Source organism: Spiroplasma citri (genome assembly GCF_001886855.1).
In the GTDB taxonomy this organism is placed as follows: Bacteria; Bacillota_I; Bacilli_A; order Mycoplasmatales; family Mycoplasmataceae; genus Spiroplasma; species Spiroplasma citri.
In genome coordinates this window covers 277,874-300,929 of sequence record NZ_CP013197.1, presented here as the reverse complement: position 1 = coordinate 300,929, position 23,056 = coordinate 277,874, and the positions used below count along the sequence as shown (strand labels likewise).

The 23,056-nt window shown below is 31.3% G+C and carries 33 protein-coding genes, 2 tRNA genes and 1 pseudogene; 1 reads left to right on the top strand and 35 read right to left on the bottom strand.

What is annotated here, in order from left to right; translation table 4 throughout:
- Nucleotide 1: 1 nt before the first annotated feature.
- From infA to rpsJ, 23 genes are all read right to left on the bottom strand, one after another.
- Nucleotides 2-220, bottom strand: coding sequence for a translation initiation factor IF-1 (infA, locus tag SCITRI_RS01670; RefSeq protein ID WP_071936960.1), 219 nt, complete (start codon nt 218-220; stop codon nt 2-4).
- Between the two features lie 24 nt (nt 221-244).
- On the bottom strand, nt 245-883 hold the full coding sequence (locus tag SCITRI_RS01665) for an adenylate kinase (RefSeq protein WP_071936959.1): 639 nt from the start codon (nt 881-883) through the stop codon (nt 245-247).
- 18 nt (nt 884-901) lie between these two features.
- Nucleotides 902-2,329 carry a preprotein translocase subunit SecY gene (secY, locus tag SCITRI_RS01660; RefSeq protein WP_071936958.1) on the bottom strand — a complete coding sequence of 476 codons (1,428 nt, stop codon included), beginning with the start codon at nt 2,327-2,329 and terminating at the stop codon, nt 902-904.
- Entirely contained in the window at nt 2,329-2,766 is a 438-nt protein-coding gene (rplO, locus tag SCITRI_RS01655) for a 50S ribosomal protein L15 (protein ID WP_071936957.1), read from the bottom strand. Before rplO ends, secY begins: the two co-directional genes overlap by 1 nt.
- Before the next feature lie 12 nt (nt 2,767-2,778).
- Entirely contained in the window at nt 2,779-3,252 is a 474-nt protein-coding gene (gene rpsE, locus SCITRI_RS01650; protein ID WP_162302579.1) for a 30S ribosomal protein S5, read from the bottom strand.
- A 156-nt stretch (nt 3,253-3,408) separates the two neighbouring features.
- Nucleotides 3,409-3,774: a 50S ribosomal protein L18 gene (gene rplR / locus SCITRI_RS01645; RefSeq protein WP_071936955.1), complete on the bottom strand. Its 366-nt coding sequence runs from the start codon at nt 3,772-3,774 to the stop codon at nt 3,409-3,411.
- A gap of 21 nt (nt 3,775-3,795) precedes the next feature.
- Nucleotides 3,796-4,335, bottom strand: coding sequence for a 50S ribosomal protein L6 (gene rplF / locus SCITRI_RS01640; RefSeq protein WP_071936954.1), 540 nt, complete (start codon nt 4,333-4,335; stop codon nt 3,796-3,798).
- 24 nt (nt 4,336-4,359) lie between these two features.
- Nucleotides 4,360-4,749 (bottom strand): 30S ribosomal protein S8, encoded by a 390-nt coding sequence (gene rpsH / locus SCITRI_RS01635; protein ID WP_071936953.1) that lies wholly within the window; start codon nt 4,747-4,749, stop codon nt 4,360-4,362.
- A 19-nt stretch (nt 4,750-4,768) separates the two neighbouring features.
- Nucleotides 4,769-4,954, bottom strand: coding sequence for a type Z 30S ribosomal protein S14 (locus SCITRI_RS01630; protein WP_004028437.1), 186 nt, complete (start codon nt 4,952-4,954; stop codon nt 4,769-4,771).
- A 13-nt stretch (nt 4,955-4,967) separates the two neighbouring features.
- The gene (rplE, locus tag SCITRI_RS01625; RefSeq protein WP_071936952.1) at nt 4,968-5,510 is read right to left on the bottom strand and encodes a 50S ribosomal protein L5; all 543 of its coding nucleotides are present in this window, start codon (nt 5,508-5,510) and stop codon (nt 4,968-4,970) included.
- Nucleotides 5,511-5,529: 19 nt separating this feature from the next.
- Nucleotides 5,530-5,850, bottom strand: a complete 321-nt coding sequence (gene rplX, locus SCITRI_RS01620; protein ID WP_071936951.1) for a 50S ribosomal protein L24 — start codon at nt 5,848-5,850, stop codon at nt 5,530-5,532.
- Between the two features lie 11 nt (nt 5,851-5,861).
- Entirely contained in the window at nt 5,862-6,230 is a 369-nt protein-coding gene (gene rplN, locus SCITRI_RS01615; RefSeq protein WP_071936950.1) for a 50S ribosomal protein L14, read from the bottom strand.
- Nucleotides 6,231-6,251: 21 nt separating this feature from the next.
- Entirely contained in the window at nt 6,252-6,512 is a 261-nt protein-coding gene (rpsQ, locus tag SCITRI_RS01610) for a 30S ribosomal protein S17 (RefSeq protein ID WP_037551401.1), read from the bottom strand.
- A complete protein-coding gene (gene rpmC / locus SCITRI_RS12410) occupies nt 6,509-7,528 on the bottom strand; it encodes a 50S ribosomal protein L29 (RefSeq protein ID WP_071936949.1) in 1,020 nt (339 codons plus the stop codon). Before rpmC ends, rpsQ begins: the two co-directional genes overlap by 4 nt.
- 3 nt (nt 7,529-7,531) lie before the next feature.
- Nucleotides 7,532-7,945 carry a 50S ribosomal protein L16 gene (gene rplP / locus SCITRI_RS01600; protein WP_004028429.1) on the bottom strand — a complete coding sequence of 138 codons (414 nt, stop codon included), beginning with the start codon at nt 7,943-7,945 and terminating at the stop codon, nt 7,532-7,534.
- On the bottom strand, nt 7,945-8,703 hold the full coding sequence (rpsC, locus tag SCITRI_RS01595) for a 30S ribosomal protein S3 (RefSeq protein WP_071936948.1): 759 nt from the start codon (nt 8,701-8,703) through the stop codon (nt 7,945-7,947). The genes rplP and rpsC overlap by 1 nt, the downstream gene beginning before the upstream one ends.
- Before the next feature lie 19 nt (nt 8,704-8,722).
- The gene (gene rplV, locus SCITRI_RS01590) at nt 8,723-9,061 is read right to left on the bottom strand and encodes a 50S ribosomal protein L22 (RefSeq protein WP_004028427.1); all 339 of its coding nucleotides are present in this window, start codon (nt 9,059-9,061) and stop codon (nt 8,723-8,725) included.
- A 29-nt stretch (nt 9,062-9,090) separates the two neighbouring features.
- Nucleotides 9,091-9,366 (bottom strand): 30S ribosomal protein S19, encoded by a 276-nt coding sequence (gene rpsS, locus SCITRI_RS01585; protein ID WP_004028426.1) that lies wholly within the window; start codon nt 9,364-9,366, stop codon nt 9,091-9,093.
- Nucleotides 9,367-9,449: 83 nt separating this feature from the next.
- Nucleotides 9,450-10,286, bottom strand: a complete 837-nt coding sequence (rplB, locus tag SCITRI_RS01580; protein WP_071936947.1) for a 50S ribosomal protein L2 — start codon at nt 10,284-10,286, stop codon at nt 9,450-9,452.
- A 55-nt stretch (nt 10,287-10,341) separates the two neighbouring features.
- The gene (gene rplW, locus SCITRI_RS01575; RefSeq protein WP_071936946.1) at nt 10,342-10,629 is read right to left on the bottom strand and encodes a 50S ribosomal protein L23; all 288 of its coding nucleotides are present in this window, start codon (nt 10,627-10,629) and stop codon (nt 10,342-10,344) included.
- The gene (rplD, locus tag SCITRI_RS01570) at nt 10,629-11,255 is read right to left on the bottom strand and encodes a 50S ribosomal protein L4 (RefSeq protein WP_071936945.1); all 627 of its coding nucleotides are present in this window, start codon (nt 11,253-11,255) and stop codon (nt 10,629-10,631) included. The genes rplW and rplD overlap by 1 nt, the downstream gene beginning before the upstream one ends.
- A gap of 22 nt (nt 11,256-11,277) precedes the next feature.
- A complete protein-coding gene (gene rplC / locus SCITRI_RS01565) occupies nt 11,278-12,054 on the bottom strand; it encodes a 50S ribosomal protein L3 (protein WP_071936944.1) in 777 nt (258 codons plus the stop codon).
- A 66-nt stretch (nt 12,055-12,120) separates the two neighbouring features.
- Complete coding sequence (gene rpsJ, locus SCITRI_RS01560) at nt 12,121-12,429, bottom strand: 30S ribosomal protein S10 (RefSeq protein WP_071938046.1); 309 nt, start codon at nt 12,427-12,429, stop codon at nt 12,121-12,123.
- A gap of 256 nt (nt 12,430-12,685) precedes the next feature.
- Here rpsJ and SCITRI_RS01555 point away from each other — a divergent pair, with 256 nt between their 5' ends.
- The gene (locus tag SCITRI_RS01555) at nt 12,686-13,180 is read left to right on the top strand and encodes a hypothetical protein (RefSeq protein WP_071936943.1); all 495 of its coding nucleotides are present in this window, start codon (nt 12,686-12,688) and stop codon (nt 13,178-13,180) included.
- Between the two features lie 26 nt (nt 13,181-13,206).
- On the opposite strand, the pseudogene SCITRI_RS01550 reads toward SCITRI_RS01555, so the two are convergent.
- From SCITRI_RS01550 to SCITRI_RS01495, 12 genes and pseudogenes are all read right to left on the bottom strand, one after another.
- A pseudogene (locus SCITRI_RS01550) lies at nt 13,207-13,674 on the bottom strand (23S rRNA (pseudouridine(1915)-N(3))-methyltransferase RlmH); the annotation flags it as partial.
- Nucleotides 13,674-14,909, bottom strand: a complete 1,236-nt coding sequence (locus tag SCITRI_RS01545) for a lipoprotein (RefSeq protein WP_071936942.1) — start codon at nt 14,907-14,909, stop codon at nt 13,674-13,676. The pseudogene SCITRI_RS01550 and the gene SCITRI_RS01545, both read right to left, overlap by 1 nt.
- Nucleotides 14,910-14,964: 55 nt before the next feature.
- Nucleotides 14,965-16,341 (bottom strand): replicative DNA helicase, encoded by a 1,377-nt coding sequence (gene dnaB, locus SCITRI_RS01540; protein ID WP_071936941.1) that lies wholly within the window; start codon nt 16,339-16,341, stop codon nt 14,965-14,967.
- 3 nt (nt 16,342-16,344) lie between these two features.
- The gene (gene rplI, locus SCITRI_RS01535) at nt 16,345-16,797 is read right to left on the bottom strand and encodes a 50S ribosomal protein L9 (protein WP_237238015.1); all 453 of its coding nucleotides are present in this window, start codon (nt 16,795-16,797) and stop codon (nt 16,345-16,347) included.
- Between the two features lie 80 nt (nt 16,798-16,877).
- On the bottom strand, nt 16,878-17,804 hold the full coding sequence (locus SCITRI_RS01530) for a hypothetical protein (RefSeq protein ID WP_071936939.1): 927 nt from the start codon (nt 17,802-17,804) through the stop codon (nt 16,878-16,880).
- 183 nt (nt 17,805-17,987) lie between these two features.
- Nucleotides 17,988-18,063: transfer RNA gene (locus SCITRI_RS01525), tRNA-Ala, on the bottom strand.
- An 18-nt stretch (nt 18,064-18,081) separates the two neighbouring features.
- A tRNA-Ile gene (locus SCITRI_RS01520) sits at nt 18,082-18,158 on the bottom strand.
- Between the two features lie 92 nt (nt 18,159-18,250).
- Nucleotides 18,251-19,276 (bottom strand): hypothetical protein, encoded by a 1,026-nt coding sequence (locus tag SCITRI_RS01515; protein WP_071936938.1) that lies wholly within the window; start codon nt 19,274-19,276, stop codon nt 18,251-18,253.
- A 253-nt stretch (nt 19,277-19,529) separates the two neighbouring features.
- Nucleotides 19,530-20,270, bottom strand: a complete 741-nt coding sequence (locus tag SCITRI_RS01510) for a tRNA pseudouridine synthase A (protein WP_071936937.1) — start codon at nt 20,268-20,270, stop codon at nt 19,530-19,532.
- Nucleotides 20,270-21,241: an energy-coupling factor transporter transmembrane component T family protein gene (locus tag SCITRI_RS01505; RefSeq protein ID WP_071936936.1), complete on the bottom strand. Its 972-nt coding sequence runs from the start codon at nt 21,239-21,241 to the stop codon at nt 20,270-20,272. The genes SCITRI_RS01510 and SCITRI_RS01505 overlap by 1 nt, the downstream gene beginning before the upstream one ends.
- A 5-nt stretch (nt 21,242-21,246) precedes the next feature.
- Nucleotides 21,247-22,164 (bottom strand): energy-coupling factor transporter ATPase, encoded by a 918-nt coding sequence (locus tag SCITRI_RS01500; protein WP_071936935.1) that lies wholly within the window; start codon nt 22,162-22,164, stop codon nt 21,247-21,249.
- Nucleotides 22,152-23,027 (bottom strand): energy-coupling factor transporter ATPase, encoded by an 876-nt coding sequence (locus tag SCITRI_RS01495; RefSeq protein WP_071936934.1) that lies wholly within the window; start codon nt 23,025-23,027, stop codon nt 22,152-22,154. Before SCITRI_RS01495 ends, SCITRI_RS01500 begins: the two co-directional genes overlap by 13 nt.
- Nucleotides 23,028-23,056 lie beyond the last annotated feature (29 nt).

Below are 23,056 nucleotides of genomic sequence, written 5' to 3'. Positions count from 1 at the left end.
TTTATTTATGTCTAAAAACAATACGCCCACGTTCTAAGTCATAAAGTGACATTTCCACAACTACTGTATCGCCGGGTAAAATGCGAATGTAATTCATTCGGATTTTACCCGAAACGTGAGCTAAAATAGTTGCGCCATTTTCTAATTGCACCTTAAACATTGTATTTGGTAATACTTCTAAAATTGTTCCTTGTACTTCTAATAAATTAGTTTTGGCCATTTTATCTATTACCTCCAATCTCCGTTATTTTAAAACTGCCATAATTTGATCTCAAACAGCATGTCCTTCCATATCAGCATCAATAACGGTTAATACTTGCTGATTTAAATAATATTCAATTAACGGTGCAGTATCAGCATGATATGCCGCTAATCTAATTTTAATTTTTTCTTCGTTATCATCTTTTCGTTGTACTAATGGGGTTTGATCATCATCACAAACTCATGCTACTTTTGGTGGCAATGCTGTTTTATGATATGTTCGCCCACAAGTTGGACAAGTTAAACGTCCCATAATTCGTTCGATTAACTTTGCTTCATCAATTTCAAAATATAACGTATGGTCAACTTTGCTATTTAGTTTTTGCAATAATTGATCTAATTTTTTTGCTTGTGCAATTGTGCGTGGAAAACCATCTCAAATTAAATCACCCCTTACTATTTGTAAATGGTTTTCAACCATTTGAATCATAATATCATCCGGAACTAATTTTCCCTGGTCAGCATACTGTTGACACAAAATACCTAATGGTGTTTTTTGCTTAATATTATCTCGAATAATATTGCCAGTTGAAATATGAGTAAAACCAAACTTTTTGACTAAATGGTCTGATTGGGTTCCTTTTCCACTTCCAGGAGCTCCTAACAAAATAAAATTTCGCATTAACTTTCCTCTGGCTTTCTATCATAAATATGAATCTTTAGTATCATCAGTTAATTGTTGTGATTTTTTATCAATAAACGCTTGTTGCGTAATTCGCCCTTTAACTTGACGCATTGTTTCTAATGCTACTGATACCATAATAATTAACCCTGTTCCTCCAATTGCTAATGCACTTGGTAAAGCTGTTAATTTACTAATCACATAGGGTAAAATCGCAATTGCTGCTAAAAAGACTGATCCTAAAATACTTAAACGGTTGATTGTTCCTTTAATGTATTTTTCCGTTTCTTTCCCAGGGCGAACGCCAGGAATAAAAGTTCCGGCCTTCTGAAAATTCTCAGCAATTTTTTCAGGATTCATTTGTACTTGTGAATATAGGAAAGTAAATAAAATTGTTAAAATTGCATAAATAATAATTCCTGGTCATGTACTAAACAATAAATAATTATTTGTAAATTGCACAAAACCATTATTTGGATTACTTACACTAATAATTTGTGCAACAGTAATTGGGGCTGAAATTAATGCCGAGGCAAAAATTACGGGAATAACTCCGGCGGAATTAATTTTTAATGGTAAGAAGGGGCGGTTTTCTTCATTTCCTGATACTAAACCACTTCCTGTCTGCTGAATTGGCAATTTACGTTCTGATTCATTTAACATTACAACAAATAAAACAACCAATAAGAACATTACGACATACACTAAGAATTTTAAAATTCCATCAAATAATAAGTTAATATCTTCTTGTGCTGAAATTCAGAATTTAAAGGTTGTTTGTAAATTATTTGGTAATTGCGCAACAATTCCAGCAAAAATAATTAATGAGACCCCATTACCAATCCCTCTAATTGTCATTTGATCAGCTAATCAAAGCATTAACATTGTTCCTGCAATTAAGGCTGTCGGAACTAATGTATAATAAAAGATTGGACTTCCAGTTCCAAAATCAGATGAATCTCATTTTGGAGAAATAATGCCTTGGTTTGTCATAGTAAAAATTGTGGCAATTCCTTGCATAATTGCAAACGGAATTGTTAATCATTTTGTTAAACGATCTAATTTTTTCCGCCCACGTTCACCAGTTTTTGCTCAGCGTGATAAGGGCGGAATTACATCGGTTGATAATAACTGCACAATAATAGATGCAGTAATATAAGGTGATACTCCTAAAGCTAAAATTGAAAACTTTCCAAGTGTTCCTCCCCCTAACATCGAAATCAAACTAAAGAACTGATCATTGTTTGATAAATCTTGAAAGTTAGGTGAAATTTTTACGCCTGGAACTGTTAAATAACTACCCAAACGAATTAAAACTAAAATTAATAAAGTAAAGCCAATTCGTTTAATCAAATCTTTATTTTTAACAAAAAAATTTGATGATTTAACAATATCAACCTCACGATTACGGCGAGTTGTTTTTCTTTTTTTCGCTTTAGTTTTCACTATATTACCTCCACTTTTCCTCCAGCTTTTTCAATTGCTGTTTTTGCAGTTTGCGAAACTTTGTTAACTTTAACATTAACACTCTTAGATATTGTACCATTACCTAAAATTTTAATTAATTCTTTTTCATTTTTTAGCACTTTTTTGGCAACTAATGTTTGATGGTTAATTTCATTTAATCCTAACTTTTCCAAATCACTTAAGTTTAACAAGATATATTTTTTGGTTGTTAAATTAGTAAAACCAACCTTTGGTAAACGACGGAATATTGGGGTTTGTCCCCCTTCAAATCCAGGGCGAACACCCCCACCTGTGCGGGAATTTTGCCCTTTATGTCCCTTACCAGCTGTTTTTCCTAATCCTGATGAAGTTCCTCGTCCTAGTCGTTTCTTACTATGACGGGCTCCATCAGTATACTGTAATTCGTTTAATTTCATTGTTCTGTCCTCTTATCCTTGTAACTCTTCTACGGTTTTACCACGTAATTTTGCAATTTGATCAATTGTTCGTAAATTACTTAAACCATCTAATGTTGCACGAATCATATTAATTGGGGTATTTGATCCTAATGATTTTGTATAAACATCTGCTAAACCTGCTAATTCAATCACAACTCGGATTGGCCCTCCAGCAATAACTCCTGTCCCTTTGCGAGCTGGTTTAATTAATACTTTTCCTGCTCCAAAATGACCAATAACTTCATGCGGAACAGTTGTTCCCACTAGTGGCACTTTTACTAATTGTTTTTTTGCCTCTTTAATTGCTTTTTTGATTGCATCAGGAACTTCGTTTGCTTTCCCAGTCCCAAAACCAACACGACCTTTTTTATCACCAATCACAACAACTGCCGCAAAGCGGAAATGACGTCCTCCTTTTGTTACTTTAGTAACACGACGAATTGTTACGACTTTTTCTTCAAACATATTTTCATCGCCACGGCGATCATTACGCTCAAAACGTTGATTGCCTTGACGAGGATTATGTTGTGGCCCTTCTCTTTTTGCTGCTGGATGAACTGGGTTTCCTGTATTTGGTTTTAAATCTGTTTTATTCTCTGCCATATCTTCTTATTGCTCCTTTTAAAATTTCAATCCTGCTTTACGAGCAGCCTCTGCAAATGCTTTTACTTTTCCATGGTATAAATATCCACCACGATCAAATACTACCGTTGTAACTTTTTTTTCAAGTGCTTTTTTTGCAATTTCAGTGCCAACTTTTTCTGCCGCAGCGATATTGCTTCTTGATTTTAAACCAGCCATTTTTAATGTTGAGGCTGCAACAATTGTTTTTTGCTTCACATCATCAATTAATTGGGCATAAAAATGCCCATTTGATTTAAACACATTTAAACGAGGAGCAGCTGTTGTACCATTAATTTTGGCACGAACACGAAAATGTCTTCTTTTTCGTTTTGCACTACGGCTTTGACTTTGTAAATTTGCCATTGTTGATATTCCTTTCTTCTGCTATTTACCAGCAGATTTTCCTTCTTTACGGATAATGTGTTCGTTTTTGTATTTAACTCCTTTACCTTTGTAAGGTTCTGGTTTACGATAATTTCTGATGTTTGCAGCTACTTCACCAACTAATTGTTTTGAAATTCCTTCCACAATAATTTGTGTTGGCTTTGGAAGTGTAATTGTAATTCCTTGCGGAATTTTATATTCAACTGGATGTGAATATCCTAAACTTAACGTTAACTTATCACCAACTAACGCCGCACGATACCCTACTCCATTAATTTCTAATTCTTTTTTGAAACCTTTGCTGACACCTTCTAACATTCCTTGAATTAAAGAATTAATTGTGCCATGTAATTGCTTACTATGTTTCACATCATTTGCTCTAGTTGTTGTCACAACACCTTCTTTGGCGACAACAGTAATAACACTTGGAATTGTTTGTTCTAATTGTCCTTTTACGCCTTTTACAATAACATTATTTGGTTGAATTGTTACTTCAAGACCAACTGGAATTTTTAACTCTCTATTACCAATTCGAGACATTTTTTTGCTCTCCTTTAAATATTTCTATCACACATAAGCAATAACTTCCCCACCTAAGTGAGCTTGTCTTGCTGTTTTGTCTGTCATAATTCCTTGGTTTGTTGAAATAATTGCAATTCCCATCCCATTTAAAACTTGAGGTACTTTTTCAACGGTTACATAAACTCTTAAACCTGGTTTTGAGATTCGTTTTAATCCTGAAATAACTTTTGTTTTACCTTTATACTTTAAAGTTAACGTTAAGTCTTTTTTAATATCCCCTGATACTTTAAAATCTTCGACATAGCCTTCTTCTTTCAAAATCTCAGCAATTCTTACTTTCATTTTACTTGATGGCATTTTTACACTTCTGTGTAAACGTTGATTAGCATTGCGAATTCTTGTTAGCATATCAGCGATTGTATCAATCATCATAATTAATTAGTCTCTCTTTCTATCATGAAGCTTTTCTAACCCCAGGAATTTGTCCTTTACTTGCTAAATTTCTAAAGCATAAACGACATAAATCAAATTTACGTAACACAGCATGAGGTCGCCCACAGTTTCCACATCGAGTATAACCTCTTACCTTGAATTTTGGATGGCATTGTTGTTTAACTTTTAATGATTTTTTGGCCATATCTTCTTTCCTCCTATTTTTTAAATGGCATTCCCATTTTGTTTAATAATGTTCGAGCATCAGCATCATTAGTTGCACTTGTGACAATTGTAATATCCATTCCCCGTACTCTTTTAACTTTATCATAGTCAATTTCAGGGAAAATAATTTGTTCTTTGATTCCTAGGGTATAATTTCCACGCCCATCAAAGGCATCTTTATTAAGCCCACGGAAATCTCTTACTCGTGGTAAAGCAATGTTAATTAGTTTGTCTAAAAACTGATACATTTTTTTCCCACGTAAAGTAACTTTTGCTCCAATTGGCATTCCTTCACGTAATTTAAAGGAAGCAATTGAACCTTTAGCTTTGGTAACAACTGGTCGTAGGCCAGTTATTAATGCTAATTGATTTGTAATATCTTCAATTACTTTACTATTTTGTGTTGCATCACCAGCTCCCATGTTAACAACAATTTTTTTAACAACAGGAACCTGCATTATTGATTGAAAATCTTGCTCTTTGAATAATTCTTTAACAATTGTATTCTTATATTTTTTTTCTAAATTAACATTCATTATTAATCATTATTCCTTTCTACGCTAAATGCGCTTTTGATTTACGAGCAATGCGAACTTTTTTACCATTATCAGCAATTTGATAACTAATTTTAGTAATTTCTTTTTTATTTTTTGGATCAATTAATGCAACATTTGAAATATGAACTGAAGCGGGAACTTGTTGAATTCCTGCTTCAGTGTTATCTTGCGAAGGTTTTACATGTTTAATATTTGTAATTCCTTCGATTACCACACGACTTTTTTCACGTAAGACACGAATGATTGGTCCTTCTGTTCCTTTGTGTTTTCCGGCTATAACTTTCACTAAGTCACCTTTTTTAAATTTAACTTTATCCATAATATAGCCTCCTATAATACTTCTGGTGCTAATGATGCAATTTTTACAAAACCAGCATCTTTAACTTCCCGGGCAATTGGCCCAAAAATCCGTGTTCCTCGTGGGTTTTTATCATCTTTAATTAATACAACAGCATTTTCTGAAAATTGAATTTGTGTTCCATCACTTCGTTTCAAACCACGTTTAGTACGCACGATAATCGCTTTAACAACTTGTCCTTTTTTAACAATTCCACCAGGGGTTACTTTTTTAATTGTACATACAACAATATCCCCAATATTAGTAAACTTTCGTCATGAACCACCCAAATTTTTAATTACTAACACTTCTTTTGCCCCAGAGTTATCAGCAACTTTTAATCTTGATTCTTGTTGGATCATTTTTTTATTATCCTCTTCTTACTAACCAATTGCTTTTTCAATAACTTCAATTAAACGAAAGTGTTTAGTTTTTGATAAAGGACGCGTTTCCATAATGCTTACTTTATCTCCAATATGGGCTTGATTTTGTTCATCGTGTGCTAAATATTTTTTTGAATACTTTACACGTTTTTTATATAAGGGGTGATTTTTATATGTTTCGACTAAAACAGTAATTGTTTTTTCAGATTTATCTGAAATAACACGTCCTTGTAAGACTTTACGACTATTTCTTTCCATTATTTTTTTCCTGTCCCTTTCTTAGTTGTTTTGTCATCGGCTTTTTTTGTTGTTTTACTAGCGGTTAAAATTTTATCACGATTTTCTTTTCAATTTGTGCCGTAAGTATATTCTTTTGCGTTAGGATCTTTTGCTTTTAATTCTAAATCAATCTTAACTCCTGACCCAGGCTCTTTTGCAGTACCACCCATCGCAACAGAACTTTTAATTGCTACTAATTTTTCTTTTGCATTAAGTTCAGCTGCTTTTTTGACAGTCTTTGTTGGTACTGGTTTTGATGTTTCTTTCGGTACTTCAATATCTGCTTTAGCAGAAGTAACTGATTTAACAGTCACTGTTGTTTTGCCGCTTGGTGTTGATGTTTTACTTTTTGCGGCTGGTTTCTTTGCCGCAGCTTTTTCTTTAATTAAAGCTTTTAATGCTGCATCCTTATCAGTTTTAGTTTCTTGTGCAACATCTTTTTTAGCCACTGGTGCTTTTTTAGCAGATGGTGCGGCTGGTTTTCCAGTTGCAGTTTTTTCTTCCACAACATCTTTTTGCTTAGGAAAATCTTTAGCAGCGGCTGGTTTCTTTGCAGCAACTGGTGCTTTTTGTTCATCAAGACCATTTGTTTCTCCTGTTGGTGTTGAAACAACAGCTTGTTCTTCTGTTAAATCCATTGCATCATTTACTGGTAAATCCATTAAATTTGCCATTTTTCCTTCAGCAGCTTGTTGCTCAGCCATCATTTGTTCAATTTTTGCCTTGCGTTGTTTTGCAAATGCTTGTGATTCTTTTTCAATTTTCGCATATGTTTCATTTAAATTAACTTTAACATTAATTGCTGTATTTTCCCCAGAATTTTTACGAGCAGATAAGATTGTTAAAATGCGAGCAATTTGATTTTTTAATTCCCCAATGCGATGTGGTTTTTCTAAATTCCCCATTGCTGATTGGAATCGTAACGCAAATAATTCAGCACGTGATTCTTCTTCCAGTTTTTTCAATTCTTCAACTGATTTTTTGGTTAAATCATTCATCTCTTACTCTTCTCCTTTTTTAACAATCTTACATCTTACTGGTAATTTATGCATTGCTAATCGTAATGCTTCACGGGCAGTTTCTTCGGAAACCCCTGCTACTTCAAACATAACAGTTCCTGTTTTAACAACTGCTACTCATTCTTCAGGTGAACCTTTTCCTGAACCCATTCGAACTTCTAATGGTTTTTTTGTTTTTGCCATATGAGGAAAAATTCTAATTCAAACTTTTCCTCAACGTTTCATATAACGTGTCATCGCAATCCGCGCTGCTTCAATTTGGCGGTTTGTAATTCAGGCTCCATCTAGTGATTTTAATCCAAATTCTCCAAAATCTACTTTCGTATTTCCTTTTGCTTTTCCTTCATATTTAATACGATGCGGACGACGATATTTTGTTCTTTTTGGTAATAACATTATTTTGCCTCCTTAGCAACAGGATGTGATTTTGGTGCTTGATCACGACGATTATTGTTTGAACGATTAAAATCGCGTTTTTCAAACTTTGGTTTTTCATCACTTGTGGAAACTAATTCTTTGCTTAAGATTTCTCCCTTACAAATTCAAACTTTAACTCCAATTTGGCCATAGGTTGTTAAAGCTTCTGCTAAAGCAGAATCAATATCACTACGTAAAGTTGCTAATGGGACGGTTCCTTTGGTATATCCTTCTGTTCGCGCCATATCTACGCCTCCTAAACGTCCTGAAACGGAAGTTTTAATTCCTTGTGCTCCAGCTTTCATTGCTTTTTTAATTGCCAATTTTTGTACACTTCTAAATGATGCACGATTAACAATCTGTTCAGCAATGGTATTTGCCACTAATTGTGCATCAGTGTCCGGGTTTTTAATTTCAACAACATTAATTTTTACTTCCATTTTACGATCGCCAATTGTAATATGTACTAATTTTACTAATTTTGCGATGTTTTTTCCTTCTTGTCCTAAGACAACACCAACACGAGCAGTTCTAATAAAGATAACAATTTCTTTTTTTGTTCGTTCAATTTCAATTTTAGAAACACTTGCTCCTTTTAATTCTTTCATTAGAGCTTTTCTAATCTTGATATCTTGATGCAATCATTTGACATATTCTTGCTTTTCAGCGTATCATCTTGAATCTCACGTTTTAATAACTCCAACTCGTAATCCTGTTGGACTAACTTTTTGACCCATCTCTTGTTATCTTCCTTTCTTATTGTTGCCCATCACTAACAGTAACTGTGATATGACTTGTTCTCTTCAATATTTCATATGCTCGTCCATGTGCACGCGGACGGAAACGTTTTAATGTTGGTCCTTCGTTAACGAAGATTTCTTTAATAAATAAGCGATCAGCATCCAATCCATTATTATTAACAGCATTTGCTACCGCTGATTTAACTAATTTTTGAACTGGAACTGATGATTTTTTGTTTGTGTTGTTAAGAATAACTATTGCGTCTCCCACTTTTTTATTCCGAATTAAATCGGTAACTAGTCTTACTTTTCGCGGCGATATTCTAATACTTCTTAAGTTTGCTCTTACATCCATTTATATAAATACTCACTTTCTGAATTTAATTATTTTTTCTTCTTCTTATCGTCGCCATGTCCACCAAATTTTCTCGTTGGTGAGAATTCTCCCAATTTATGACCAACCATATCTTCGGTAACATAAACTGGGATATGTTCTTTTCCATTGTGGACAGCAAAAGTATGACCAATAAACTCTGGGAAGATAACGCTTCTTCTTGATCAAGTTTTAACAACTTCTTTTTTATTCGCAGCATTCAACGCTTCAACTTTTTTTTGTAAATGTTTATCAACAAATGGCCCTTTTTTCAGACTTCGTGACATCGTTTTACCTCCTATATATAATCTCTCTAATTTTGATTTTTACTTTCAACTATTATTTGTCGGATTGACCCTAATTAGTAAGATTATTTAGTACGTCTTCTAACGATTAATTTAGTTGAAGCTTTTTTCTTGTTACGAGTTTTGACCCCTAATGCTTTTTTACCTCATGGTGTCATTGGTGCTTTTCGCCCAACTGGAGCTTTACCTTCTCCCCCACCATGCGGGTGGTCATTTGGGTTCATAACTGACCCACGAACAGTTGGACGAATTCCACGTCAACGGTTTCGTCCCGCTTTTCCTCAATTTACTAGGGCATAATCTTCGTTTCCAACTTCACCAACTGTTGCTCGACATTCTCCTAAAACCTTACGAACTTCACCTGATGTTAACCGAATTGTGACATATTTGCCATCTTCATCTTTCCCTAATAATTGCACTGATGAACCTGCTGAACGAGCTAATTGCCCACCTTTGCCTGGACGTAATTCTAAATTATGTAGAACAGTCCCTTCTGGAATGTTTTTTAATTTCATGCAGTTTCCAACTTTAATATCCGTCTTCTCACCACTAACAATTTGCATTCCAATTTTAATGGTTTTTGGTGCCAAAATATATCTTTTTTCACCATCAACATAATTAACTAAACAAATAAAGGCATTACGATTTGGATCATATTCAATTGTTGCAATTTTTCCAACAATATTATCCTTATTACGTTTAAAGTCAATAATACGATATTTAACTTTGTGGCCGCCACCTTTATGTCTTGTTGTAATAACTCCTTGGTTATTACGACCAGCATGTTTTTTCCTAGTTTCAACTAATGATTTTTCCGGGCGGTCAGTTGTCAGCACGGAAAAATCTAATGACGTCATATTACGACGACTTGGTGTGACTGGTTTAAAACTCTTAATTGGCATTGTTATTTATCCTCCTATTTCGCCAATAAACAGTCCCAGATAGTGTATCCTGGAATTATTTATCTTCTCCTAATAAATCTAATTTCTCACCTGGTTTTAATTTAATAACTGCACGTTTTGCGTATGTTGTCTCTCCAACAAATTTTCCCATTTTCTTTTCTTTTGGGTCATAATTAATAACATTAACTTTTTCAACCTTTACTTCAAAGATTTTTTCAAAAGCTTTTTTAATTTGAACTTTGTTTGCAGTACGCGCAACTTCAAAAGTATAAACCCCATTCGCCATATTACGATATGTTTTTTCTGATAAAATTGGTTTTTTAATGACATTTGTAATATGCATTATGCGTATACCTCCTCAATTGCTTTTACTGCTTGTTCTGTTACTAATAATTTGTTTGCATTTAATAAATCATAAATATTAATACCAGTTGATGTAATTATATTTACTTTTTCGATATTACGTGATGATTTAAAATTAACTTCATCACCTTCTGTGGTAATAATTAATAGTTTTTCACCATTAACTTTTAAATTATTTAAGACTTCAACCATTGCTTTTGTTGAAGGTTTATCAATTCCAAATTGATCAATTATCATAATGTTTTTATCTTGAACTTTTAATGATAATGCAGATTTAATTGCTAATTTTCTAACTTTCTTATTGACATGTTTTAAATAATTTTTCTCCGGAGTTGGACCAAAGACAATCCCTCCTCCTTTTCATTGTGGTGCTCTAATTGAACCTTGGCGAGCACGACCAGTTCCTTTTTGTCTTCAAGGTTTTTTCCCCCCACCAGATACTTCAGTTCTTGTCTTAGTTTTGTGTGTACCTTGACGCATTGCGGCTTGTTGCGCAATAACAGCATCAAACATTGCTTGCTGATGTGGCTCAATTCCTCAAATGGCATCATTTACACTAATTTCTTTAACGCTCGTTCCCTTCGCATCAAGTACTTGTAATTTCATTTTAAAATCCCTTTCTACAAAACTATTCTGTCTTTGATGCTGGTGCATCAGTGACTTCTGTTGGTGTTGTATCAACTGATGCATCAACAACTACTTCAACTGGTTTTTCTTCTTTTATTTTGGGTTCTGGTGTTTTTGTTTCAACAGTTCTTTTAACTAGTTCTGTTGGTGTATTTGGTTCTAAACCTTTAATTGCTTCTTTAATAATTACAAATTGTTTTTTGGGACCTGGAATTGAACCTTTTACTAATAAAGCATTTTTTTCAGTATCAATTGCAATAACTTCTAAATTTTGAATTGTTACTTTTTTGGTTCCCATATGTCCAGGCATTTTTTTAGATTTTAAAATTCGATTTGGGGCAATAGCTCCCATTGACCCAACGCCACGGTGATAACCTGAACCATGTCCCATTGGCCCCCGTGAATAGTTGTGTCTTTTAATTGAACCTGTAAATCCTTTCCCTTTTGAAGTTCCTGTAACATCAACGAATTCCCCAGCAGTAAAGATATCAGCTTTAATAATATCACCAGGATTATAACCATCCATATTTCTGATTTCTTTAACGAAGCGCTTAGGTGTTGTATTCGCTTTTTTGAATTGTCCTTGGTCTGGTTTTGAAACCAAGCTAATTCTTTTATCTTCAACAGCTAATTGAAGCGCTTGATAACCATTTTGTTCTTTTGTTAACACTCGTAAAACAACATTTGGTTCTACTTCAACTACTGTAACTGGTATTAATCTACCATCGGTAGCAAAAATTTGTGTCATACCAATTTTGCGTCCTAAGATTCCTTTCATTTCTTTCCTCCTTGAAAATACGTCATGTATATCTTGTCTATAAATTAAACTTAAGAAAATGGTTATTTATTTCATTTCAATTTCCACACCACTTGGTAGTTGAACTCTTTTTAAAGTGTCAATTACCTTTGGACCATCAGGATTAATAATATCAATAATTCTTTTATGTGTTCTCATTTCAAATTGTTCTCTTGAATCTTTATATTTATGAGTTGCTCTTAAAATAGTAATGATATTACGATCAGTTGGTAAAGGGATTGGCCCTTTTACCTGTACTCCTGCGGATTGAGCTGCTTCAATGATTTTTTTAATTGATTGATCAACCACACGATGATCAAAACCTTTTAATTTAATTCTCATTTTAGTTTGAGCCATTACTTTTCCTCCTAATTTATTCATATTTTTTGTGTAAACATTTACAACGCCTATCAGTGTATCAATGATAGAACAAAAAAGATGTTCCCACAAAATATACATGCTTACTCATTTTATTGGATAATAATTAATAATGCAAGTCTTTTTTAAGAAAAAAATGAAATATTTTATCTTTTTTTACTTCTTTGTTTCATCTCATTATAATTAATATTATAATAGAACTAGAATAACTACATATTAAAAAGTAAGGAGAAAAATGGTAAAACAGATAGAAAATAAAACTATTATATGAAAAAAAACAAAAGATAATGAGCATGATTTGCGTTATCAAAAAATTCAAGAACATAAAGAACAAGTGGTTAAGCTCCAGATTGAAAGTTTAGCACGCAAAACATCACGAAGTCATGAAATTTACAGTAAAACAAAGAAAAAACCACAATTAGATAAAAAGAAAATTATTGACAAAAATAATCCAATGTATAAAATTTTATTAAATGCGGAAAAAAAGAATAATCAATTAAAAAAACAAGCTTTTAAAGCAAATGATCCTAATTATATTGATGTTAATAATATGACTGTTGCTGATCGAATTAAAGTTATCAAATTAGCTAAAAAAAATAGTCCTTATTATCGCCAATTATTATTAGAAAAAAATACAAATGCTTTATCAGAATTAGCGCGAAAACGAAAAATTGCAATGATGGAACAAGCTCTCCAAAATAAAAAAAGAACTAAAACCAAAAAAATATAATCTGGTTGTTCTTTTTTTAAAATTACTTTATGATAAATTTCATTATTAATTATCTTAAAACTACGATATATTTGTTCTAATAATACTAATCGACATAATTGATGCGGTAAAGTTATTGCTCCAAAACTCAGGTGAAAATTAACTTTTGGTAATAGTTCATTATTATTAAAACCATGACTACCCCCAATAATAAATAATAACTTTGCTTTTTTAAAATCTTTAACTTCCGTAATGTATGCAGCAATTTGTTCACTTGTTAATATTTGTCCTTGTGAGGCTAATAATATTTTATAATATTCCGGATAATCTAATAGTTTTTTTATTACTAATGCCGTTTGTTCATTAATTGTTACTTGTTCAGTTTTATTGTTAACTTCTTTTAATTCAATAATTTCTAATTTTGCATAATGCTTAATTCGTTCAAGAAAAGTTTCACAACCTATTACCAAATACTTTTTATCTAATGAACCAATTGCCAGAATTTTAATATCCATTATTTATATTGGTCAGTAATCGAATTAACATTAATTTTTCATTTTAGAGCTGGGAAAGTATAATCTGTTTCTGCAGTCGGGAATTGACCACGTTTACCAACTTCCTTATCTTCATCCGCTGTCAAGATTCCTTTGTCATCATTTTTTTTGAAAAATCCTAATGCAACTTTAATATTTTTATCAATCTTAACATCATCTGGAATAGCATTAAAATTATAGTGATGATAATCATCATCTTTTAAACTCTCAAAGTCATAAAAACCATAACTTAGGAAAAATCATTGGTGACCGTAACTTGGATTATCTTTTGTACTATTTGGATTTTCGTAAACAAGGTAATTTGCATATGCTACTAATTTATCAATTGTTACTGTAAAGGTAAAACGATTATGTTCTCCTTGAAACTCAAAGCGAATTGTAACATTAGGAATAGCAATTGCAAGATAACGTGCTGATTGATATCCTCGATTTTGGTCAATTTGATTATAACCTTGATTATAACTATTTTTTGGATCATTGAATCATTCAAGAATCGATGCTATAGGTGATAATACTTTTAATGATGAAGGTGTATAAGGACTTTTTTTGCCATCTGGTCAAGTATGTTCTTTAACTCAATTTTTATTATTTGTTTTTTCTGCATTTCCAGTCATTGTAACCAAATTATCATTTGTTTTATTTAAAATTGCTTTATTTTCATTTGCAAGGAAAGCAACTTGACTATAGGATGAGTCAAAACTAGTCGAATAATTGTTGAACAAATCTTTTCATATTGCTTTTTGATTAATTTTTTTACTACTATTAAAAGGGTCTTGCGCATCAGTTTTTGCAGTTTGAACTAGTTGCTCTTTTTGTCCTTCTAACCCAGCTGCAATTTGCTCATCAGTTCACTTTGCTCCCTTACCAGTTGTTGCACTATTATCTTTTGTTAAATTTATCCCATTTAAAATAGGGTTAATTGCATTATTAATTAAACCATTAATTAAACCCATTCGCCCTCCCTGTAAACTGTATTCATAGGGAGCACCATTTTCATCTTTTCCTGATTGTGTTACATCATCAATTCCATTTATTGATTTACGAGTTACTGTTGGCGCATGGCTAAATTTTTGATTTCCATTATACATAAAAATAGGAATAAGATTTCCTTGTGGTGCACCACTACAAGCGACAGCTGATGCTGCTGATGTTGTAACTAAAGTTGTTGCTGCAAAAATCGATAATAACTTACGCATTGTAGACCTCGTTTCTTAAACACTAATTTATTTTTTTACTAATTAATATAGTATCCTAAATTTTTGTATTTTGCAAACCATAATCAGCAAATGAACCATGTTTTTTTACAAATAATAATTCAACACTCCCAGTTGGACCATTTCGATGCTTTGATAAAATTAATTGTGCCTTTTCTGTTTCTAAAATTGGTGCCCCCAAATTGGTTGAATCCTGGGCAGTATAATATTCTTCTCGAAATAAAAACATGATAATATCAGCATCTTGTTCAATTGCTCCTGAATCACGTAAATCAGACATAATTGGTCTTTTGTCTTCTCGTTTTTCAACCAACCGTGATAATTGTGATAAACAAATAATCGGAACCTCTAATTCACGTGCTAATGCCTTAAGCTGACGGGAAATTGTTGAAACTTCTTGTTGACGTGAATCACCAAAATGAGTTCCAGTGCTAAGTAATTGTAAATAATCAATAACAACTAAACCAACTTCGTTTTCACGACATAATTTTCTTAACTTTGATTGCAATTCAATGACTTTCAAACCTGGCGTATCATCAATAAATAATTTTGTTTGTTTTAAAAAATCTGCCGCCTTAGTAATATTTTCTCAATCGCGTTCTTGTAACCCTTTACCAGTTCGAACTTTAACAGAATCGACTGTTGAATAACTTCCTAGCATTCTTTGAATTAATTGTTCTGCTGGCATTTCAACTGAAAAAATAGCAACTGCTTTTTTTGATTGTGCAGCTGATTTAACAGCAAAATTTAAAGCCAATGCTGTTTTTCCCATTGAAGGACGTGCCGCTAAAATAATAAAATCCCCTTTTTGAAAACCTGATGTCATACGATCTAAATCACGAAAACCACTTGGGCTTCCTGTTAACATTTCTCCAGAATTTTCTAACAATTCAATTTTTTGTAAGACTTTATCAACTTCAGCATATGAAGTTTTAAATAAATTACCTTTTCGTTCCTTTTTAACATCTAAGATTTCTTTTTCTGCATGACTAACAACTTCATCAATTGGCTGATGAGCATCAATCTGACGATTAATACTATCAACAACAGCCTTCAAGCGGCGTGAGGTTGTATTTTTAATAATAATATCTAAATATTCAGATAAATTAGCATCTGTTGTATAGGATTGAAATAAATCAGTTAAAAATTCAATACCACCAATTTTATTTAAAATATTATTTTTTAACATATAATTACTTAATGTTGTAATATTAATTGCAACCTTCGCTGAAAATTGTTCTTGTAAAGCTTTGAAAATCACTTTGTAATTCATTACAGTAAAATCTTCTTCTGTCAAAATTGAAAAAACTTCTTCCGCTGCAGTAATAGAGTGAGCAATTATTGCTAAAACATTTTTTTCCGCATCTTTAAGTACATTAAGTTTATTTAATTCTGTTTTACTGATGTTTTCCATTAATTAACTCTCCTTTTTTTCTACCATCACTTTTAATGTTGCAATTATATTTGGAGCTAATTTAATTTTTAAGTAATGTAATCCAAAACTTGTTAAATTATTATTATCAATAAATTTCTTTTTATCAATTTTTAAGTTAAATTCTTTCGCTAATCGATCTTCAATTTGTGTTAAAGAAATAGAACCAAACGTTTTATTATTATGAACTTTTAGTTTAAAATTCAATGTTAATTGTTCTAATGCTGCTTTTAATTCTTCTAAAGAAGCTTTTGTAGCTGCCTCTTGTGCTGCTTGTTGTGATAAAACAACATTTAACTTAGCTAAATTAGCAGAAGTTGTTGGAATTGCGAAACCTTCTTTAATTAAATAATTTTTTGCATATCCATCAGCAACTTCAATTACATCATTAACTTTTCCTTTTCTTTTAACATCTTTAATTAAAATAACTTTCATCATAATCACCTACTACAAATTATAACGGAAAAACTTCTTAAAATAATTTTAATTAATAAAAAACGAATTATTTTCTTCGTTTTTTAATCAATATCTAATAAGTATAAAGATAGCACCGCTTTTTTAAAAACCTTATCTAAACGTTTTTCAGCATCACTATCTTCTTGATATGTTAAAGAGTTCCGATATTTTGTATGTTGTAAAAAACTAAAAATATCATATTCTAACTTCGGATTAAACTCTTTAATTTCAGCTCGTTTTTCTTCTAACAATGGTAACAACTTATTTAAAGCAATTAATTTAGCACTAATATTACCATTATTTGCAAAATACTCAGTAAAAATTATTTCTTTATTAATTTTGTCATCATCATTGTCAATATTTTTTAAAGTTTTGTTTGACATTAATCTTGGTTTTCTTCTTATTTTGTTATTACTATGACTATTTTCTTTAACTCCAAAGCGTTTTATTTTTAATCCATTATTAATTGCATCAACAATTTCAATGTTAAATCAATCTAGTAATTCATAAATTTTTGTTGGATAACTATTAAAAGCAACTGACTTGTAATTATTTAAGGAACTAATTGTTGGCCCATCTGTCTCCATTGATAAATTAGTAATATTTAACGTATATTCACAAAATTTTAATAATTCTGAATCTTCAATAAAAAAATTATCAATCTGATTATAAATTAAATCATAATTTTTTTCTTCGTTTTTCTTATTTATTTTTTTCGCTAAATTTAAATCTAAATCATTTGTTAAATCAATACTATAACTTTCTTTAATAATTCCTAATTCATGTAATTCACTATTTGCATCTAAATTAATATCAAAAAATAAAATTGCTTTATCAACATTCATTCCAAATAATTTAGTTGATGAATTATCTAATGATGACTTAATAAACTGATCATTAATCATAACTGCTCAGTCTGCAACTATTTCTTTAAAATTCGTTAAAAAATATGCATATCTTTCGTTTTCATTTTTATCAAAAATTGACATACTTCACCCCTGTTTATATTTTGTTTTGCATTAGATATATTATACCAAAAAAGCCATTTTATTAAACCCACACACACAAAAAAAATTAAGGATATTAGGAAAAGACTACCTTTAAGTCAAATTAAAAAAGCATATTAATAATTTAATATGCTTTTTTAATTAATTGTTTAAATCTATTTGAAATGGTGGACCCGAACGGGATCGAACCGTCGACCCCCTGCGTGCAAGGCAGGTGCTCTCCCAGCTGAGCTACGGGCCCAAAATTCTTATAAAAAAATGGTCGGGCTAAATGGACTTGAACCATCGACCTCACCCTTATCAGGGGTGCGCTCTAACCAGCTGAGCTATAGCCCGAAAACCTAAATCATTATAACATTAATTTTATTCAAAAAACAACCATAAATTTATAATATTTTAAAAAAATAAAAAGCAAACTAATTTGCTTTTTATTCTACAATTGGGTCTAATTCCTCAATATCAAGTGCTCCTTGACGCTTTGCCTTTTTACGATTCTGTTTTTCTAATTTTGCTTGTGTTTTGGCTGCTTTTAATTCTTCTTTCATTAAACGTTTTGTTTCCTTTTTTGAAATTTTGGAATTATGATTAAATTCTTGTTCATTAGCATATTTAAAGAATTCATCATCAGTAATTGATCGTGCCACTTGTTGTGGTTGCTCTGATTGCTCTGATTGTTGATTAAGAAAAACGGGATTAGAAACAAAAGCTTGTTCATAGTATGGTTGGTTATTTGTTGGTTGGGAATGATTTGCTTGTTGTTCTAATTCTTCCGAATAAAAATTTGGGGTTACTATCGGCTCTGAATTAGTAACTGTCTCAGAATTATATTCTTCAACCGGAGTTTGAACTAGTTGTTCTTCATATCCATTATTTGAATATTCATCATTTTCTTGTGTTCAAGAAACTGTATCATCTTCTAATTCATTATTTTTTTTTATGTCTAAATCATTGCTGGCATTATTTCAATTTGGTCTTAAATCTTCATTATTTTTACTGGGATAATTTTTTTCAAAATGTTCATTATAATCTGAATTATTATTCCCACAAGCACAGCCTCCTGACCCATAATTATTATTTTGTGGACCATAATAATTTGGATACATACCATGGCACATTCCTCCCATTGGCGGCGTTGGTGGCATCATCGGATAAAATGGATATGGTGATGGCGTTACTTGTTGTGCTGGAGCTGGTTGTTGAATAAAAAAAACTTGTGGTGAAGCACCATTAGTTGGATACGGTGTAATAATTTGTTGAGGTTGAGATGAATAGTGAGGAATTGAAGTTCCTGGTAAATAATTATTTGAAAATGAAGGTGTTGGTGATAATGTTAAAGTGCTAATAAACACTTCTGCATCACGACGACTTCTAAATAATGCAATTTCACTATTAGTATCATGTGACTTTACTAAATATCCTTCTTCATTTGGTAAAATATAAAAACCATTATTCATTTTTGCACCTCATTTGCCACATTTTCTACACATACTTGTTACTATAAATTATACCATAAAAAGTGAAATAATATATATTATCATATTTATTTTTTAAAGGAAAGTAGACTAATTAAAATTAATATTTATTTTTTTAAATAATGTTAAATTTTTTTGTTTAATTAAATTTAATCTTAAACCTTAAATTAACTAAAATAATTTTATCTTAACAAATAATATAATTAGATTATTTCAAATAAATTAAGAAACTATCTTAATATTTTATTTTTTTCAAACATAAACCATATGGTTTTGCACAATACTTTGTTGTTGCTCCTTGAGGAGGATGTTTTAACTGTGCTTGCAATTCACTTAAACTAACTTTACCAGCATAACAAGCTAAAATATTTTGTGTTAACATTCGAATTTGATAACGAATAAAACTTTTCCCCATAAAATGAATTTCAATTTTTTTTGCCTTGTTTCGTTTAACTCAAATCTTATTAATTGTTCGTTGTGTTACAATATTTTCGGTTGGTTTAACCCCTGCAAAATATCCAAAATCATGTGTTCCAACAAAAATTTGACTAATTTGATGTAACTTTCTAACATTTAATGGTGTATTAACTTTAAGTTCATAACGATGATTAAAAAGATCATACTCTTGATCATTAATTGTATAAACATATTCTTTTACTTTTGCAGTTCGAACACTAAAATTTTCTGAGACAAGCTGATATCCTTTAATATTAATATTTGGTGGTAAAGTTTTACTAACAGTTTTAATAAAAAAAACTAAATGTTGTGATTGAAATGGTAGTTTTACTAATACCTTTTGGTCAGAAGCATGTACACCAGCATCAGTTTTACTAGCACCTAAAGTTCAAATTTTTTGATGACAAATGCCAAAAAATGCTTTCTCCAATTCACCCTGAATTGTTCAAGCATTTTTTTGTTTAACTCAGCCACTATAATCATAACCATCATATTCAATACTTAATAATAAATATAACATTATCACCCTAAAACAAATTCATCAATATGTGAAATACGAATTTGTAAAAATCCTGTTTTAATTTTACCAAATATTCATCCATTGGAATCAGTATCTCAATGTCAAACTTCATAAAAGGTTTCATATTGACCCATCGTTACTGATTGAGCAATAATAATGCTAGCAATCCCAACCCCAAAAATAAATAATAACACATCAGGAAAATGAATCCGATAATGACGATAACGTGTTCGTTTTGCATGTGGGTCATAACCGCGGGCATCCATTGCATATGCTAAATCTTCAGCTTTTTGAAATGCTGATACTAATAATGGGATAATTAAAGCTGTTGTCGACTTAATTTTATCTTTAAAATGACCATTCTTAAAATCAACCCCACGCGAGGCTTGCGCTTTCATAATCCGTCCTGCTTCTTCAATTAAAGTTGGAATCATTCGTAAGGCAATTGAAATAATTGTTGATAAAATATGGACTGGAAAACGAACTAGTTTTAATGGACTTAATAAATCTTCTAACGCTAAGGTTAAATCTAATGGTTGTGTTGTTGCCGTTAAAATTGTTGTAATTAAAATCATTAAATAAATCCGGCACGCCATGTAAAGGGCATTAAAAATTGCTTTTTCGGAAAAAGCAAATCAACTTTTTCCTCCCACAGCAACAGGCCCTGTTGCTGTTGTTTTCCCACCTCAATGTCATCCAATATAACCATCAGTGACTAAAAAACAATTAATTAACAACAAAATAATAAACATAAATAAAATTGGTTTTAGTAATGCTCGTAATAACCTTGGTGGTAATTTTGCTAAAAAGAACAAACTAAAAATTGTCATTCCCAAAATAGTATAACCGGTAAAACCAGTTGAAAAAAAGATTGATATCATCAATGATAACAACATAAATAATTTTACCCGTGGATCCATTCGATGAATTGGGGAATTATAAGCAATATAACGTCCAAATGATAAGCGCATCTTTTTTATCCCTTTCTTTTTTGTTCTTTATGCTGAATAATTTCTTTTGCTAATTGGTTAATATTCCGAATATTAACATTTGTTAAGTCAAGACATTTTTCTTGCAATTGATAAATTAAATGATAAATTTTTGGTGGTTCAATTAACAATTCTTGTAATAAATTTTTATCCTTAAAAATTTCAAATGGTGTTCCAACTTTTAAAATTCGCCCTTCTTTTAAAGCAATAACTTCATCAGCAATTTCTAAAACATGATCCATATTATGAGTTACTAAAATAATCCGTTTATTTTGTTCTTTATTAACCCGTTGAAATAACTTAATAAAATCTTCTTCACCCTCAGGATCTAACCCAGCGGTTGGTTCATCTAAAATTAAAGTATTACCCTCCATTGCTAAAATCCCTGCAATGGCAACCCGGCGTTTTTGCCCTCCTGATAAATCAAACGGTGAACGTTCTAAATAGTTTAATGGTAAGCCAACCATTTCTAAGTATTTTTTGGCATTTTCTCGAGCAACTTCTTTACTTTCACCTAAGTGAACTGGACCAAACATAATATCTTTTTCGATTGTTTCTTCAAACAATTGATATTCTGGAAACTGAAACACTAAACCAATTGATTTTCGTAATTGTTTAATATTTTTAATTCGTTTTTGTTTTGCTTTAATAATAAAGCCATTTGCATCAACAACTCCCGTGGTTGGAATTAATAAACCATTGATATGTTGAATTAAAGTTGATTTTCCACTTCCTGTTGACCCAATAATAGCAGTAATTTTCCCAGGCTTAATAACAACATTAATATCTTGCAATGAAGTATATTCATAAGGCGTTTTAGGAGCATAAACATAAGACACATCTGTAAATGTAATATCAACATTTTGTAATGCTTCAATTTTAGGTTGTTTTTTTACTTTTGACATATCTCATCCACCAACTCTCTAAGATCTAGTGTATTTTTCACTTCTAAACCATTTAAGCGTAAACTATCAACGACTTTTGAAACAAAAGGCACATCTAAATGAATTGATTTTAAAAACTCTTCATCATACAAAATTTCATGTGGTTTACCACATTTAACCATTTGGCCTTTATTCATAACAATCACTTTATCAGCATTTAAGATTTCGTCCATATCATGCGTAATTGAAATAATTGTTTTCTCACGTGATTCTTTCAATTCAACCATAATTTGTTTAATTTCTTTTCGCCCTTTTGGATCTAACATACTTGTTGCCTCATCAAAAATAATAATATCTGGTGATAATGCTAGTGCTGAAGCAATTGCAACTCGCTGTTTTTGTCCTCCTGATAGCATTAATGGTTCATGGTCAAGAAAATTATTCATGCCAACTTTTGCAGCAGCTTTATCAATAATTGCTTGCATTTCTTTTTGTGGAATTTGCCGATTTTCAAGGCCAAATGCGATATCATCACGAACTGTTGATCCAATAAATTGATTATCTGGATTTTGAAACACAATCCCTAAAAATTTTCGAATTCCTGTAATTGTTGATGAATGAACCTCATTACCAAAAACTTCAATTTTCCCTTTTTGTGGACGTAAAACACCGATAATAATTTTACTAATTGTTGATTTTCCACTACCATTATGACCAATGATTGTAACATATTCCCCATGGTTAATTTCAAAACTAACTCCATCAACAGCATTAGGATGATTTTCCCTATAGCGAAATTCAACATCAGTTAATTTTAATGAAATATCATTTAGTTTCTTTAACTTTGCATTTATTTTTTTTGTTTTTTTTGTTTTTTTTGCCATCTTTTCTCATCCTTAATGTTTTTTACATA